Source organism: Desulfovibrio intestinivivus, assembly GCF_053570665.1.
In genome coordinates this window covers 2,313,936-2,327,774 of sequence record NZ_JBRBQT010000001.1, presented here as the reverse complement: position 1 = coordinate 2,327,774, position 13,839 = coordinate 2,313,936, and the positions used below count along the sequence as shown (strand labels likewise).

Sequence of the window (13,839 nt, the reverse complement as noted above, 5' to 3'; positions counted from 1 at the left end):
AAAAATTTTACTTTTTTTGCAACGCATGTTCCCAACAGCCGTAACCCACCAAACACCCTACGAGTTAGAAAGATACCACTCGCCATCAGGAGCTGGTCGTGGAGTCGCCTTCCTTAAACTCGCTGGAGCGAATGCGAAGGCGATGGCTGGTGTTGGGCGAATTTGCAAAATACGCTTTTTGTGGCCTGAAAAGGAAACGCCGGGGTTTTGAGCGCAGCGTACTCAAGTACGTGAGCATCAAAATCCCGGCGCTGACGCATTCAGGCCGCAAAAGTCGGGTTTGCGTAAATCAGCCTGACAGGCTCTCCCCAAACCGCAAAGCAACCTAGCATGGCGGGGTTCATTCCCGGCGCAAGATGGATTTTGTTCTCAGGCAAGGAAGACAAGGCGGCTTTGAGGGAGTGTGCATGCTTTAGCCGTTGCGACGAAGGAAGCTACGGATAAAGACAGCAGCGATTTTGGCACTCGACCGAAAAAGCCGCCGCAGTCTGACGCAGCCTGAGAACAAAAGACGCTTGCGCCCTAGTGGGCGGAGCCCCAATCCCTGCCCTGCCCCCAATCCACGACAAGAGGCACAGACAAAGCCACGCCGCCCGGCGCAACCCCGCCCATAAGCGCCGCCACCCGCTCACCCGCGGCAGCCGCAGCCTCCGTGGGCACTTCCAGCAAAAGTTCGTCATGCACCTGCAAGAGCAACCGGGCATCCAGCCGCTTCAACTCCGCATCATGGGCCACAGCCAGCATGGCAAGCTTGATGATATCCGCCGCTGACCCCTGAATCACGGTATTGATAGCCTGCCGCCGCGCCAGCGCGTAGTTCTGCCCGTTGGCGGAATGGATATCGGGCAACAAGCGCCGCCGACCGCCAAGGGTGGTCACATAGCCCTGCCGCTTGGCAACAGCCTCCACCTCTTCATAGAATTGCTTAAGGCCTGTGAGTCGCTCAAAATAGCGCGCAATGAATTCCTTGGCCTCATTGGTGGTAATTTTCAGTTCCTGAGCCAACTTTTGCGCGCCCATGCCGTAAATAAGACCAAAGTTGATGGTCTTGGCGTTGCGCCGCTGGTCGGGGCTGACCTCGCTGGATGGCAGGTCGTACACAAGCGCAGCCGTGCGGGCGTGAATGTCCTCACCGTTGCGGAAGGCTTCAAGCAGGGCCGTATCCTGCGACATGTGGGCCAGCACGCGCAGTTCAACCTGCGAATAGTCGGCGGAAACAAGGGCGTGATCCGGCCCGGCGATAAAGCACGAGCGCATGCGCTTGCCCAGCGGCCCGCGCACGGGGATGTTCTGAAGATTGGGATTGCTGGACGAAAGCCGCCCCGTGGCTGTGGCCTTCTGGTTAAAGGTCGTATGGATGCGCCCGCGCGGGTCCACAAGACGCGGCAGGGGATCCAGATAGGTGGAGCGCATTTTTTCCAGTTTGCGGAACTGAAGAATGCTCTCTACCACGGGATGCTGCCCGGCCAGTTTTTCCAGTGTTTCCTGATTGGTGGATGCCTGCCCGCCACGGGTTTTGCGCGGCGAGGGCAACTTGAGCGTGTTGAACAGCACCTCGCCGAGCTGCTGGGCCGAGCGGATGTTGAACGTGGTTCCCGCTGCGGCAAAAACCTCCTGCGTGAGCCTGTCGATCTCGCCCTGCACGTCTGAAAGAAAGGACTGAAAGGCCGCTGCGTCAATGGCGACACCGCGCGCCTCCATCTGGGCCAGCACAGGCGTGAGCGGCAGTTCAAGTGTGCGGTACAGCTCGAGCAGACCGTCAGCCTCCAGCCGCTGCTCCATGGAAGCGGCCATGCGCAGGGCCATGCTGGCCGGGCCGTTGCCGCCCTGTCCTTCGTGCAGGGGTATGCCCCAGCGCACAGCCAGACGGGGCCAGCCGTAATCGCTTTCCTCAGGGTTAATGAGGTAGGCGGCAAGGCCAAGATCAAAGAAAAACGGAGGATTGGCCTCGGACGGCAGCTTGCGCCAGCAAGCGGCGGCTATCAGCTGGGCCTTGAGGTCAGACGTCACCAGCCTTTGCGCCCCGGCAAGCCACGCGCAAAGATCATCCACAGTGCCGCCCCAGCGAAAATCATCGCCGCCAGCCACCGCCACATGGGGCGGTTTACCCGGCCCGCCGGGCCAGATGATTGCGGCCTCAAGCCCTGCGCAGGGGGGCAACTGCCCTGCTTCACTCAGAAGCGGAGCTTCGGGTTCGTCGGCCACATCCAGCAGGCTCATCTGTGGGCCTGCCCCGGCTGCGGGGCGCGCCCTTGAAGGAGATTTTTCGGCGGCAGCCATCAGAGAACCCTGGGCAGACGGGCGAGACGCGCCAGCATCCGCACCAGTATTTGAGCCAGCATTCGGTGCAGACCCCTCAGCTGCAAGGCCCGTCTGGGCCGCTGCCGAACCTGCGGGGGCATTACGCTGCAAACGGGCCAGCGTTGCCATGTCGCGGCGCAGGGCGTGCAGTTCAAATTCGTCCGCCATGCTGGCGCACAAGGCTTCATCCAGCGGATTGACGGCCATGTCGTCAAGGGTCAGCCCGGTGCACACATCCAGCGAAAGGGCCGTGAGCTGCCGCCACAAAAACATGTTTTCAAGGTGGTCGCGCAGTTTGTCCTGAATCTTGGGGCCAAGCAGGGCAAAATGGTCGCGTATGTCTTCAAGCGTTGGGCATATTTCAAAAATTTTCTGCGCCGTCTTGGGGCCGATGCCCGGTACGCCGGGGATATTATCGCTCGTGTCGCCCACAAGAGCCTGCACATCGGCCCACTGGTCTGGCCTGAGGCCGCTTTCCGCCGTAAAATCCGCGCCAGAGAGCAGTTTTTCTTCCTTGGATGCAGGGTCCCACATGTACACGTTGGGGCCGAGGCACTGCTTTAGGTCTTTATCCCCGCTCACAATAACCACGGGCCGCTGGGCGGAAAAACGCGCTGCCAGCGAGGCTATGCAGTCGTCAGCCTCGCAGCCGTCGGAAATTTCAACAGGAATGCCAAGAGCCTTGACCATGCGCACAATGGGATCCATCTGCCGCACCAGATCTTCGGGTGTGGCATCCCGGTTGGCCTTGTACAGCGGGTACAGATCATGACGAAAGTTCTTGCCCTTGCCGTCCTTGACGAAGAGAAAATGGGAGGGCCGCTCATCGCGCAGAATGCGCAGCAGCACACGCGTTACCACCACCAGCGCATTGGTGGGAAAGCCGTCGGAGCGCTGCATGTTCTTGTTGGCAAAAAAACCGCGATATATAAAGGCAGAGCCGTCCATAAGAAAGACAGGCTCGGCAGAAAGATTGAGGCGTTGTTTCAGCGACATGACAGCCCGGTGGTTTGGAGTTTCAAAAAGGTTTCAAAATGGTTCGCAGGCAAGGATGCTTGCGAAGATGTTATGCTACGCGTATAGTATAGTGATGGAAACAAGTCCGCAAGTGACCGTATCTGTTCAAGGGCCGCTGCTGCGCGTGAGCGTTGGCGGGCGCTGGAATCTGGACGAGCCCTGGCCACAGGAGGCCATGGCCGCCCTGAGCCAGACAGCCGACCAGCGCATCCGCGAAGTGCGTCTTGAAAGCGCCGCCCTTGGACAGTGGGACAGCACCCTGCTGGTTTTTCTGGTGCAGATGGTCAAGGCGGCGCGCGCCCGTGACCTGCCGGTGCATACAGAACTGCCCGAAGGCCTCGAGCGCCTTATCAAACTGGCCTTTGCGGTTCCTGCCAAGGCAGGCTCTGAACGCAGCAAAACAGATATGGGCTTTGTGACCCGTGTGGGCGAGACCGTGCTGGCCCTGCCGCCCAAGATCACGGACTTTCTGAATTTTCTTGGCGAGATTGTGCTTTCCATCTGGCGGCTGTTTCTTGGCAAGGCCAAGATGCGCCCCATGGATCTGTTTGCAGCCATGCACGAATGCGGCGTGGCCGCCCTGCCCATCATTTCGCTCACCAGCCTGCTGTTTGGCCTGATTCTGGCCTTTGTGGGCGCGGTGCAGCTCACCCAGTTTGGCGCGCAGATTTACGTTGCGGGCCTTGTGGGCATCGGCATGCTGCGTGTCATGGGGGCCATCATGGTGGGCGTGGTCATGGCGGGCCGGGTGGGCGCGGCCTACGCCGCCCTTATCGGCACCATGCAGGTCAACGAAGAGGTGGACGCCCTCTCCACCCTAGGTATTTCTCCACACGATTTTCTTGTGCTGCCGCGTGTGCTGGCCCTCATGGCCATGATCCCCCTGCTGACCCTGTATGCCGACCTCATGGGCATTATCGGCGGTTTTCTTGTGGGCACCACCATGTTGCGACTGAACCCCATGGAATACATTAACGCCACCATCCAGATGGTGCCCTTCAAGCATATGATTATCGGCCTTGTGTACGGCACGGTTTTCGGAGCCATTGTGGCCGTGGCTGGGTGCTATCAGGGCATACGCTGCGGGCGCAGCGCCCAGGCTGTGGGCCAGGCCACCACAACGGCGGTTGTGCAGGCCATTGTGGGCATTATTGTGGCTACCGCCATCATCACCGTTATCTGCAACGTGCTGGATGTGTAACATGCCTGACGCCGCCCAGCCCTCCATTATCCTGCCCAATACGGACGCACCCGGCTCTGTCCCGTCCAGCCCGGCCCCAGCCGTATCGGATGAAGACGTGCGCATCAGGGTACGCGACCTTACGGTGGCCTTCGGCTCCTTTGTGCTCATGCGCAACGTGTCGTTTGACGTGCGCGTGGGCGACATTTTCATGGTCATGGGCGGCTCCGGTTGCGGCAAAAGCACCCTGTTGCGCGTGCTCATGGGCCTCAAGGAGCCGCAGGAAGGACAGATTTACTATAATGGCGAGGATTTCTGGGCTGGCACGGAAGAAAGCCGCAGCCGCATCATGCGCAGCACGGGCGTGCTCTTTCAGGGCGGTGCGTTGTGGAGCTCCATGACACTGGCGGAAAATGTAGGTCTGCCCCTGCAGCAGTACACTGATCTTACCGATGATGAAATCCGGGAGCAGGCCTCGCTCAAACTGGCTCTTGCGGGTCTGGCCGGATTTGAGGATTATTACCCCTCGGAGATCAGCGGCGGCATGCGCAAACGCGCGGGGCTTGCCCGGGCGCTGGCGCTTGATCCGCAGATTCTCTTTCTGGACGAGCCTTCTGCAGGGCTTGACCCTGTCAGCTCCCGGCTGCTTGACGATCTGATACTGGAACTCCGCGACAGTCTGGGCACCACGTTTGTTATTGTTTCTCACGAATTGCCGAGCATTTTTACCATAGCCAGAAACAGCATCTTTCTGGATGCGCAGAGCAGAACGGTCACTGCCAGCGGTAATCCCAGCGAGTTGGCGAAAGATCCCAATACAGAACAAAGCGCAAAGCTCTTTCTGACCAGAGGCGGCATGCGCGACCGGAATGAAGACGCAGGCGAAAATGCCCCGGCGGCAACTTCACACGCTGCAACTTCGCACAAGGAACAATCCTGATGAACTCGCAGTCATACAAAACAACTGTCGGCGCTTTTGTGCTGGGGGGCCTGGCCCTGCTGGTGCTGGGCATCATGCTGCTCGGCGGTGGCCGCCTTTTCAGCAATGACCTTGAATATGTGATGTACTTTGATGGCTCGGTCAGCGGGCTTTCCACGGGCGCGCCGGTTGTGTTCAGGGGCGTGCCCATGGGCAGCGTCACGCGCATCAATCTGGTTGCCAACGCGCGGGATTCCAACGTGACCATCCCCGTCTATATCCGCATTGACGAACGCAGCTTTGTACGCGCCAGCGGCGCTGCCGCTCCTTCCGAGTCTTTCCAGCAGGAAATCATACGCCGCATGGTGCAGCGCGGCCTGCGTGGGCGGCTGCAACTGCAAAGCCTCATCACCGGCCAATACCGCGTGGAACTTGATTTTTATCCTTCCACGGCGGCCAACTTCCGCTCCGCTACGCCGGATATGGAAATCCCCACCATTCCTTCGCCCATTGATACGCTGCAAAGCACGCTCTCGCAGATGCCGCTGGAGCAGATGGTAAATTCTTTCAGCGCCGTGCTGCAAAACCTTGCCCTCGGCCTCAGTGACGACAAGCTGGGCAAGGCGCTTACGGCATTCACCAACACCTTTCAGGAAGCCCACGGCATCCTGCACGACGGTTCCATGCGCACCAATACGGAACAGGTTCTCAAAAGCCTGAGCACGGCCAGCGCCTCTGTTGAAAAAGAGCTGCCCGCCACGCTGGTTTCCTTCCGCGAAGCCATGCAGAGCATGGCAGTTGCGGCAGATCAGTTGCGCGTGGTCACATCATCGGCCCAGGGTATTCTGGGGCGCGATTCGCCCACCATGAACGACCTGCGCCGCCTTCTCAAAGAGAGCACCGATACCATGCGCTCGATGCGCACCCTGGCCGAAATGCTTGAACGTAATCCCGAAGCTCTGCTGCGGGGCAAGCAAGGAACACGCTGATGCAACGCAAAATCCTTCTTCTTTCGCTGGTGCTGCTCACACTTTTGAGCGGCTGCGCGCGCAGCACACCCACGCGCTACTATCTGCTTGAAAGCGCCATTGACCCGGTCAAGGCCGACACGCTGCCCACAAAAAACCTGCGCGTGGCGCAGGTCACTGTGCCGGATTATCTTGACCGCAACAGTATTGTCAGCCGTGTGAATGGTGAGACAGAGCTTGTTGTTTCGCAATTTCACGCCTGGGCGGAGCCCGTGGGGCATGGTGTGCGCCGCGTGGTGCAGGAAGTGCTGACCCCGCCCTTGTTGGCCGTGGGGCTGAATGTGCTTGCGCCGGGCGACGACACCCGCGCCGACTATGTGCTGCTTGTGGATTTGCAGAGACTGGACGGCAATTTCGATTCCAAGGCCGTGCTTGAGGCGCGCTGGACACTGAAAAACCGCCACGATGATGTGATCGCCCGAGGCATTTATGCCGATGCTGAACCGGTGGCGGGCAAAACCTATGACGTGCTCACAGCGGCAGAAAGCCGCATGGTGCGCCGCCTGGGCGAACATCTAGCCACACGCCTGCCCGTGCTCACACGGGGCAAGTCATGAACTGGACAGAAGAAACCGCCGATCCATCCCAGGTACACAGGCGCAACATCATCCTGCTTGTGGATGACGCGCCTGAAAACCTGCGCATTCTCAGTGAATGCCTGCGCGACAAATACACAATCATGTTTGCCAAAAACGGCACAGACGCCTTGCGTCTGGCCCTGCGGCAGCCCCCGCCAGACCTGATCCTGCTTGACGTCATCATGCCCGGCATGGACGGGTACGAAGTGTGCAAGCGCCTGCGCAGCGATGCGCAGACCCGTGACATCCCGGTTATGTTCATTACGGCGCAGAATGAAGAAACCGACGAAGCCAAGGGCCTCTCGCTGGGCGCGCAGGATTACATAACCAAGCCTTTCCGCTCCTCGCTGGTGCGCAACCGCGTAGCCAACCAGCTCAAGTTCAAACTCTACCGCGACCACCTGAACGACCTGGTGCTTGCCCGCACACGCCAGCTTGCCCTCACGCAGGAAGCCACTATTCACGCCATGGCAAGCCTTGCTGAATGGCGCGATACGGAAACCGGTGCGCACATCAAACGCACGCAGAACTATGTGAAGGCGCTGGCCGTCTATATTTCCCAACTGCCTGAGTACAGGGACGAGCTGGATGCCGATGCCATTTCGTGGCTCTACCTTTCAGCGCCGCTGCACGATGTTGGCAAGGTCGCCATTGCAGACACAGTACTGCACAAGCCCGGCCCCCTCACCGATGAGGAATACGAGGCCATGAAGGAACACACCACGCTGGGGCGAGCGGTGCTGGCCTCGGCTGACAAATTTTTGGGGGAAAATTCCTTTCTGCGCATCGCCAGCGACATTGCCTACTGCCACCACGAGCGTTGGGACGGCAAGGGCTATCCGCGCGGGATAGCTGGCAAGGACATTCCGCTTTCCGCCCGCCTTATGAGCGTGGCCGACGTGTACGACGCCCTGCGCAGCAAGCGTGTCTACAAACCCGCCATGCCGCACGAAACAGCCATGCGCATTATTTTGGAAGGGCGCGGAACCCAGTTTGATCCCGAAGTGGTAGACGCCTTTTTGGCCATGCAGGAGCAGTTCCGCAGCATCGCCGCGAAATATTCAGACATGTAGCTGCTCCTGAACTTTTCCGCGTAATGGCGGGCTTCTGCATCCGCCCGGCATTTCCCCCTGTTCTGACACAGCGGCTACCAACAGCAAGCGCCGCGCCTGCCCTACACTTTCTGCCCATCCTGCCCGTCAAAAACATCCCTGGCGGCAAACAGGCCGTTCAACGCTGCGGGAAACCCCCCGTACACGGCCATCTGCATAATGACCTCCAGTATTTCCTGACGGGTGCAGCCCACATGCAGGGCAGCCGCAATATGCACTCGCAGTTGCGGGGCCGCGTTGCCCATTGCGGTCAGGGCCGCCACAACGGCAATCTCCCGTTTTTTCAAATCCAGGCCTGGTCTTGAATAGATATCCCCGAACGGAAATTCTACAAGGTATTGCGCAAAATCTGGGCAAATGGCCCGCACGCTTTCCAGCACTTCTTCCCCACCGCGTCCGTCAACCTGTTCCAGCATGGCAAGCCCTGCGGCATAACGATCAGTCTGCATGACATTCTCCTGGGTAATGGCCTGGCTCAATGCCGTGGCCCTGATCAGACTTTTATGCCCAAGCCCTTGCTTTGCCTCTTGCCTTTTTGGTGATACCTTTAAAGCATGACTAACGATCTTTTTGACATCCCCGACTGGCGGCTGCTGCGCTATTTTTCTGTAGTTGCAGAAGAAGGCAGCCTGCGCCGCGCAGCTGACAGGCTCTATATGACCCAGCCGCCCCTGAGCCGCCATATGCGGCATCTGGAGGAAATGCTGGGCATCACGCTGTTTGAACGCCACAGCCGAGGGCTGACACTCACAGAGTCTGGGCTGGAAGTGCTGCGCATTGTCCGCCCGGTACTGGAAGCACAGGACGCCGCAGGGCCGCGTTTGCGGAGGCTCGGACATGGCAGGAATGGATCGGAAGCATCCTTGTCCATTGGCCTGACAACAGCCTTTGAACAGGGCATTTTTGCGGGCTTTATAAAAAGACTTGATACTCTCAACGGCAGCCCGGTGCGGTATGTGCGCCAGCCCTCGCCCCAACTTGCGCGGGGAGTTCACCGGGGCAGGCTGAACGCGGCGCTGGTGGCTCTGCCGCTTGATGCTGCGGGCGTTCATATTAGCCCCCTGCCGTATGCGGAACCTCTGCTTGCAGCTTTGCCCACAGCATGGCTTGCAGGCCTGCCCCTTGCAGGCAACGGCGCAGCAAAACTGCAAGACCTGAACGGCAGACCTCTTTTCTGGTTTCGGCGCGAGAACAATCCCGCGTACTTTGATCATATGCGCGGCATTTTCACCCATGTGGGCTTTGCACCAGTTTATCTGGAAGAACCGGGAGAGCACGACGTGCTGCTGGCCCGCATTGCCCAGGGGGATGGCATGGGAATGCTGCCGCGTTCATTTTCCGCCATTGGGCGGAGAGGTGTTGCCTTTTGCCCGCTGGCGGAAGGGGAACTGCTGGAATTACGCCTGGGCCTGGCGCTGCAAATGGGTGGTGATTACGACCCGGAAGGCAGTGCCCATGAGGGTGACGAGCCGGAAACGGCATCACAATTACGGCAAATCATTGCCGAAGCCGTCCATTTTCTGGGCACGGCATAACCCAGCGCGCAAAAAACAGAAAAGCCCGGCATCCAAAGACGCCGGGCCGAAAAAACCGCGTAAAAAAATTACTGTTTTATCATCACCTTGGCGGGACGGAGCAAACGCTCGCCCAGCTTGAAACCCCGTTGCAGCACACGCGCCACAGAGTTGGGAGCAAAATCGGGGCGGTCTTCAAACCCCACGGCTTCATGCACGTTGGGATCAAATTCTTCGCCTTCCTCGCCGAGGGGCTTGAGGCCGTGCTTTTCCACCGCATCAAGCAGGAGCTTGTGGGTCATGGCCACGCCCTGCAACATGTCCTTGCAGGCTTCGCTCTTGCTGCCGTAACGCAGGGCCAGATCAAGGTTATCAAGCGTGGGCAGCAGGTCGCCCAAGACCTTTTCAGCCGCGTAGCGCATCTGCTCTTCATGCTCGCGCGTGAGGCGCTTCTTGAAATTGTCCATTTCTGCGGCATTGCGCAGGCGCATTTCTGTCAGCTCCGCCTTGCAACGTTCTTCAAGGCTTTCGGCTGAAGCCGCCTTGTCTGCCGGGGCAGTATCAGACTCCTGCACGGAATCGGCAGCGGGATTTTTACCCGCATTTTGACCGAACAGAATACCGTCTTCTTCAAGAAAACCATCTTCCGGCTTTTCGGGCTGACATTCTGCCCGGTTATCCGCCTGGCCGCCCTGCTGGCTGCCTTGCTGTCCGAATGAGTGGTTCATTTTATGACGCTGCATGCTTCCTCCTGAATCGACCCCGGCGGGGTCACGATGCTTTCCGTTAAGTAAGTATGCTTGTCCACACTGTCAAGGCGCTGCCGTCACTGCAAAAAGTTTTGTTCCGGCCGCTGCTGCTCCAGCACTTGCGCCAGCTGACAGACATCTGCGCCTCGACATTCTGCGGCGGCTTCTGTATATTGCGCGAACCAGAAGAGGAACAGCACTATGACATGCCGAATTTTGACGCTGCAACATGAACAGGAATGGCCCGCGCTGGCCCAGTGGCTGCAAGGGCGGCACAACCCCGGCAACGGGGTGGAAAGCGCCGTAACCGACATTATCAACGCTGTGCGGCAAAAGGGCGACGACGCCCTTGTGGAGTACACGCGCAATTTTGACTGCCCTGACTTTGCCCCGCCCCTGCGCGTGAGCGAACAGGAAATCGCCAAGGCGGCAGCCTCCGTCACCATTGAAAGCCGCGAAATCATCGGCGAGGCTGCGTCCAATATACGTTCTTTCCACGAAGCGCAGGTTGAGAAATCGTGGTTTCTCACCCGCCCGGACGGCAGCATTCTCGGCCAGCAGGTCACATCTGTTGACGCGGGCGGCCTGTATGTTCCCGGCGGTCAGGGCGGCAATACGCCCCTTGTTTCCAGCCTGCTCATGAGCGCCATACCCGCCCAGGTGGCTGGCGTGCCGCGTCTGGCCGTATTTACGCCGCCCCGCAAGGACGGCACGGTAAATCCGCACATTCTTGCCGCCGCACATCTACTTGATATTGATGAAGTTTACCGCGTTGGCGGGGCATGGTCCATTGCGGCCATGGCTTACGGCACGCAGACCATTCAGCCTGTGGATGTTATTGCCGGGCCGGGCAATATTTTTGTCACCACTGCCAAGCGCTTTGTGCAGGGCACTGTGGGCATTGATATGATCGCCGGGCCGAGCGAAGTGCTCGTGCTGGCCGATTCTTCCGCCAACCCCGCATGGCTTGCTGCGGATATGCTTTCGCAGGCGGAGCACGATGCCCTGGCCTCGGCTATCTGCATCACTGACGATGCCCGTCTGGCCGATGCCCTCCAGCAGGAGCTGAAAAAGCAGTGCGCCGCCCTGCCCAGAGCCACCACCGCCGCCCGCGCACTGGAAGACTGGAGCGCCATTGTGGTTACGCCCAATCTTTCCGTAGCAGTGGCGGTTGCCAACATGGTGGCCCCGGAGCATCTTGAATTGTGCACCCGCGACCCCTGGGCCGTATTGCCCTTTATCCGCCATGCCGGGGCCGTATTCATGGGCCAGCACAGCCCAGAACCTGTGGGCGACTATTTTGCCGGCCCCAACCATGTGCTGCCCACACTGGGAACGGCGCGTTTTTCATCGGCTCTTTCGGTGCAGACCTTCTGCAAAAAGACCAGCATCGTGGCCGCTTCTTCAACCTTTTTACAGCAGAACATGCAGTCCATAGCCGCCCTTGCCCGGCTGGAAGGCCTGGAAGCCCACGCCCGCTCCGTTGAAGCGCGCGGGAAGAAATAGCAAGAGCCAGAGGAATCAGGAGCCATCATGAAAGTCGTGGTAAAAACCGAGATCAGCGCCTATCCCCTTCTTTCTCGCGGGAAAGTGCGCGACATCTATGATGTGGACGAAAAAACACTGCTCATTGTCACCACTGACCGCATGTCGGCCTTTGATGTGATCATGAACGAACCCATCCCCTACAAGGGCGTGATTCTTAACCAGATCACCCTGTTCTGGATGGAAAAGTTCAAGGATATCATTCCCAATCACTTGATTGAAAGCGATGTGAACCGCTTCCCCGCCGCTCTGGCCCCCTGGAAGGACGAGCTTGAAGGCCGCGCCGTCATCGTGCGCAAGGCCAAGCCCCTGCCCGTGGAATGCATTGTGCGCGGCTACATCACCGGCTCCGGCTGGAAGGATTACAAGGCCACCGGCACCCTGTGCGGCTACAAGCTGCCCGCCAACCTGCGCGAATCCGACAAGCTGGAACCTGCGCTGTTTACGCCCTCCACCAAGGCCGAACTGGGCCAGCACGATGAAAACATCAGCGTGGCCCAGGCTGCAGAACTGCTCGGCGCGGAAACCGCCGCCCAGGTTGAACGCACCACGCTTGCCATTTACGAGGCCGGGCGCACCTACGCCGCCGGGCGCGGCATCATCGTGGCGGACACCAAGTTTGAATTCGGCTTTATTGACGGCAAGCTGCACCTCATTGATGAAGTGCTCACGCCCGATTCTTCCCGCTTCTGGCCCGCTGACCAGTATCAGCCAGGTCAGGGCCAGCCCAGCTTTGACAAGCAGTACCTGCGCGACTGGCTGGAAAAACAGCCCTGGAACAAGCAGCCCCCGCCGCCCGCCCTGCCGGAAGAAATCATTAAGGCCACGGCGAACCGCTACCAGGAAGCTTACGACATCCTTACAAAGTAAAAAATTTGAGCGCGTCCGGTACAACAGTGCCGGGCGCGCCTTTGGCGTGGGAGCCTAGGCACTTTTTTCACAAAAGCGCCGGGCCGTACCATCGACCTGCCGTCCACTGTCCGACAGCGCCGAGTATATTGTGCGTTTTTTTTCGCCCAGGCGCGCGCTGCCGCTGTTTTGATACACTTTAGTGCCGACACGTTCGGTTTGCGTTGTTTTTTCAGGAGGATCCATGCTGCTGCAAGGAAAGAAAGCTCTTATACTGGGTTTGGCCAATAATAGAAGTATCGCGTACGGCATTGCCAATGCCCTTAGGGAACAGGGCGCCCGACTGGCGTTCAACTATGTGGGCGATGCCATCAAAAAACGCGTTGACCCCCTGAGCGAAGAGCTTGGCGGTGAATTCACCTTCCAGTGCGATGTGTGCGATGACGCGCAGATCCAGGCTGCCGCAGATATGGTCAAAGAGAAGTGGGGCGATCTGGATATTCTTGTGCATTCCGTGGCCTTTGCCAATCGCGAAGACCTGGGTGGCCGCTTTGTGGACACCTCCCGCGAGGGCTTCCGCCTTGCCCTGGATGTTTCCGCTTACTCCCTCACTGGCGTCTGTCGCGCATTTGAACCCCTGCTGCACGAGGGTTCTTCCATCATGACCATGACCTATCACGGATCCACCAAGGTCATTCCCGGCTACAACGTCATGGGCGTTGCCAAGGCCGCTCTTGAGGCCTCCGTGCGCTACCTTGCCTGCGACTTTGGCACCAAGGGCATCCGCATCAACGCCATCAGCGCTGGCCCCATCAAGACCCTTGCCGCTTCTGCTGTTTCCAGCATGAAGGATCTGTGCAACATTGTTGACCGCAACGCCCCGCTGCACCGCAACGTCACCACCGGCGACGTGGGCGGCACGGCCCTGTACCTCGCCTCTGACCTTGCCCACGCTGTGACGGGCCAGGTCATCTATGTGGACAGCGGCTTCAGCACCATAGGCGTGATGGGCTAACCCCCTGCGGACAAGAACAAGAACGCGCGCTT

The 13,839-nt window shown here is 59.2% G+C and carries 13 protein-coding genes; 9 read left to right on the top strand and 4 right to left on the bottom strand.

Features of this window, described 5'->3' with window-relative positions:
* Window positions 1-522: 522 nt before the first annotated feature.
* A complete protein-coding gene (polA, locus tag ACUZ9P_RS10105; protein ID WP_449249595.1) occupies window positions 523-3,297 on the bottom strand; it encodes a DNA polymerase I in 2,775 nt (924 codons plus the stop codon).
* 94 nt (window positions 3,298-3,391) lie between these two features.
* On the opposite strand from polA, the gene ACUZ9P_RS10100 reads away from it, so the two are divergent.
* From ACUZ9P_RS10100 to ACUZ9P_RS10080, 5 genes are all read left to right on the top strand, one after another.
* Window positions 3,392-4,519 (top strand): MlaE family ABC transporter permease, encoded by a 1,128-nt coding sequence (locus ACUZ9P_RS10100; protein ID WP_449250253.1) that lies wholly within the window; start codon window positions 3,392-3,394, stop codon window positions 4,517-4,519.
* 148 nt (window positions 4,520-4,667) lie between these two features.
* Complete coding sequence (locus ACUZ9P_RS10095; protein WP_449250252.1) at window positions 4,668-5,438, top strand: ABC transporter ATP-binding protein; 771 nt, start codon at window positions 4,668-4,670, stop codon at window positions 5,436-5,438.
* Window positions 5,438-6,406, top strand: coding sequence for an MlaD family protein (locus tag ACUZ9P_RS10090; RefSeq protein WP_449249594.1), 969 nt, complete (start codon window positions 5,438-5,440; stop codon window positions 6,404-6,406). The genes ACUZ9P_RS10095 and ACUZ9P_RS10090 overlap by 1 nt, the downstream gene beginning before the upstream one ends.
* On the top strand, window positions 6,406-7,002 hold the full coding sequence (locus ACUZ9P_RS10085) for a PqiC family protein (RefSeq protein ID WP_449249593.1): 597 nt from the start codon (window positions 6,406-6,408) through the stop codon (window positions 7,000-7,002). The genes ACUZ9P_RS10090 and ACUZ9P_RS10085 overlap by 1 nt, the downstream gene beginning before the upstream one ends.
* Entirely contained in the window at window positions 6,999-8,096 is a 1,098-nt protein-coding gene (locus tag ACUZ9P_RS10080; RefSeq protein WP_449249592.1) for an HD-GYP domain-containing protein, read from the top strand. The genes ACUZ9P_RS10085 and ACUZ9P_RS10080 overlap by 4 nt, the downstream gene beginning before the upstream one ends.
* A 101-nt stretch (window positions 8,097-8,197) precedes the next feature.
* On the opposite strand, the gene ACUZ9P_RS10075 is transcribed toward ACUZ9P_RS10080, so the two are convergent.
* Window positions 8,198-8,584 (bottom strand): carboxymuconolactone decarboxylase family protein, encoded by a 387-nt coding sequence (locus tag ACUZ9P_RS10075; RefSeq protein ID WP_449249591.1) that lies wholly within the window; start codon window positions 8,582-8,584, stop codon window positions 8,198-8,200.
* Between the two features lie 105 nt (window positions 8,585-8,689).
* Here ACUZ9P_RS10075 and ACUZ9P_RS10070 point away from each other — a divergent pair, with 105 nt between their 5' ends.
* Complete coding sequence (locus ACUZ9P_RS10070) at window positions 8,690-9,670, top strand: LysR family transcriptional regulator (protein WP_449249590.1); 981 nt, start codon at window positions 8,690-8,692, stop codon at window positions 9,668-9,670.
* 68 nt (window positions 9,671-9,738) lie between these two features.
* On the opposite strand, the gene grpE is transcribed toward ACUZ9P_RS10070, so the two are convergent.
* The gene (grpE, locus tag ACUZ9P_RS10065) at window positions 9,739-10,224 is read right to left on the bottom strand and encodes a nucleotide exchange factor GrpE (protein WP_449250251.1); all 486 of its coding nucleotides are present in this window, start codon (window positions 10,222-10,224) and stop codon (window positions 9,739-9,741) included.
* Window positions 10,225-10,599: 375 nt separating this feature from the next.
* Between grpE and hisD the strand changes: the two genes are divergently transcribed.
* Together hisD and ACUZ9P_RS10055 are read left to right on the top strand one after the other, a co-directional pair.
* Entirely contained in the window at window positions 10,600-11,904 is a 1,305-nt protein-coding gene (gene hisD, locus ACUZ9P_RS10060; protein ID WP_291442407.1) for a histidinol dehydrogenase, read from the top strand.
* 27 nt (window positions 11,905-11,931) lie between these two features.
* The gene (locus tag ACUZ9P_RS10055) at window positions 11,932-12,813 is read left to right on the top strand and encodes a phosphoribosylaminoimidazolesuccinocarboxamide synthase (protein WP_192111476.1); all 882 of its coding nucleotides are present in this window, start codon (window positions 11,932-11,934) and stop codon (window positions 12,811-12,813) included.
* Window positions 12,814-12,867: 54 nt separating this feature from the next.
* Here the strand turns inward: ACUZ9P_RS10055 and ACUZ9P_RS10050 are convergent, their stop codons facing one another.
* Window positions 12,868-13,038, bottom strand: a complete 171-nt coding sequence (locus tag ACUZ9P_RS10050; RefSeq protein WP_449249589.1) for a hypothetical protein — start codon at window positions 13,036-13,038, stop codon at window positions 12,868-12,870.
* On the opposite strand from ACUZ9P_RS10050, the gene ACUZ9P_RS10045 reads away from it, so the two are divergent.
* Window positions 13,037-13,807, top strand: a complete 771-nt coding sequence (locus ACUZ9P_RS10045; protein WP_449249588.1) for an enoyl-ACP reductase FabI — start codon at window positions 13,037-13,039, stop codon at window positions 13,805-13,807. The genes ACUZ9P_RS10050 and ACUZ9P_RS10045 overlap by 2 nt on opposite strands.
* Window positions 13,808-13,839: the final 32 nt, after the last annotated feature.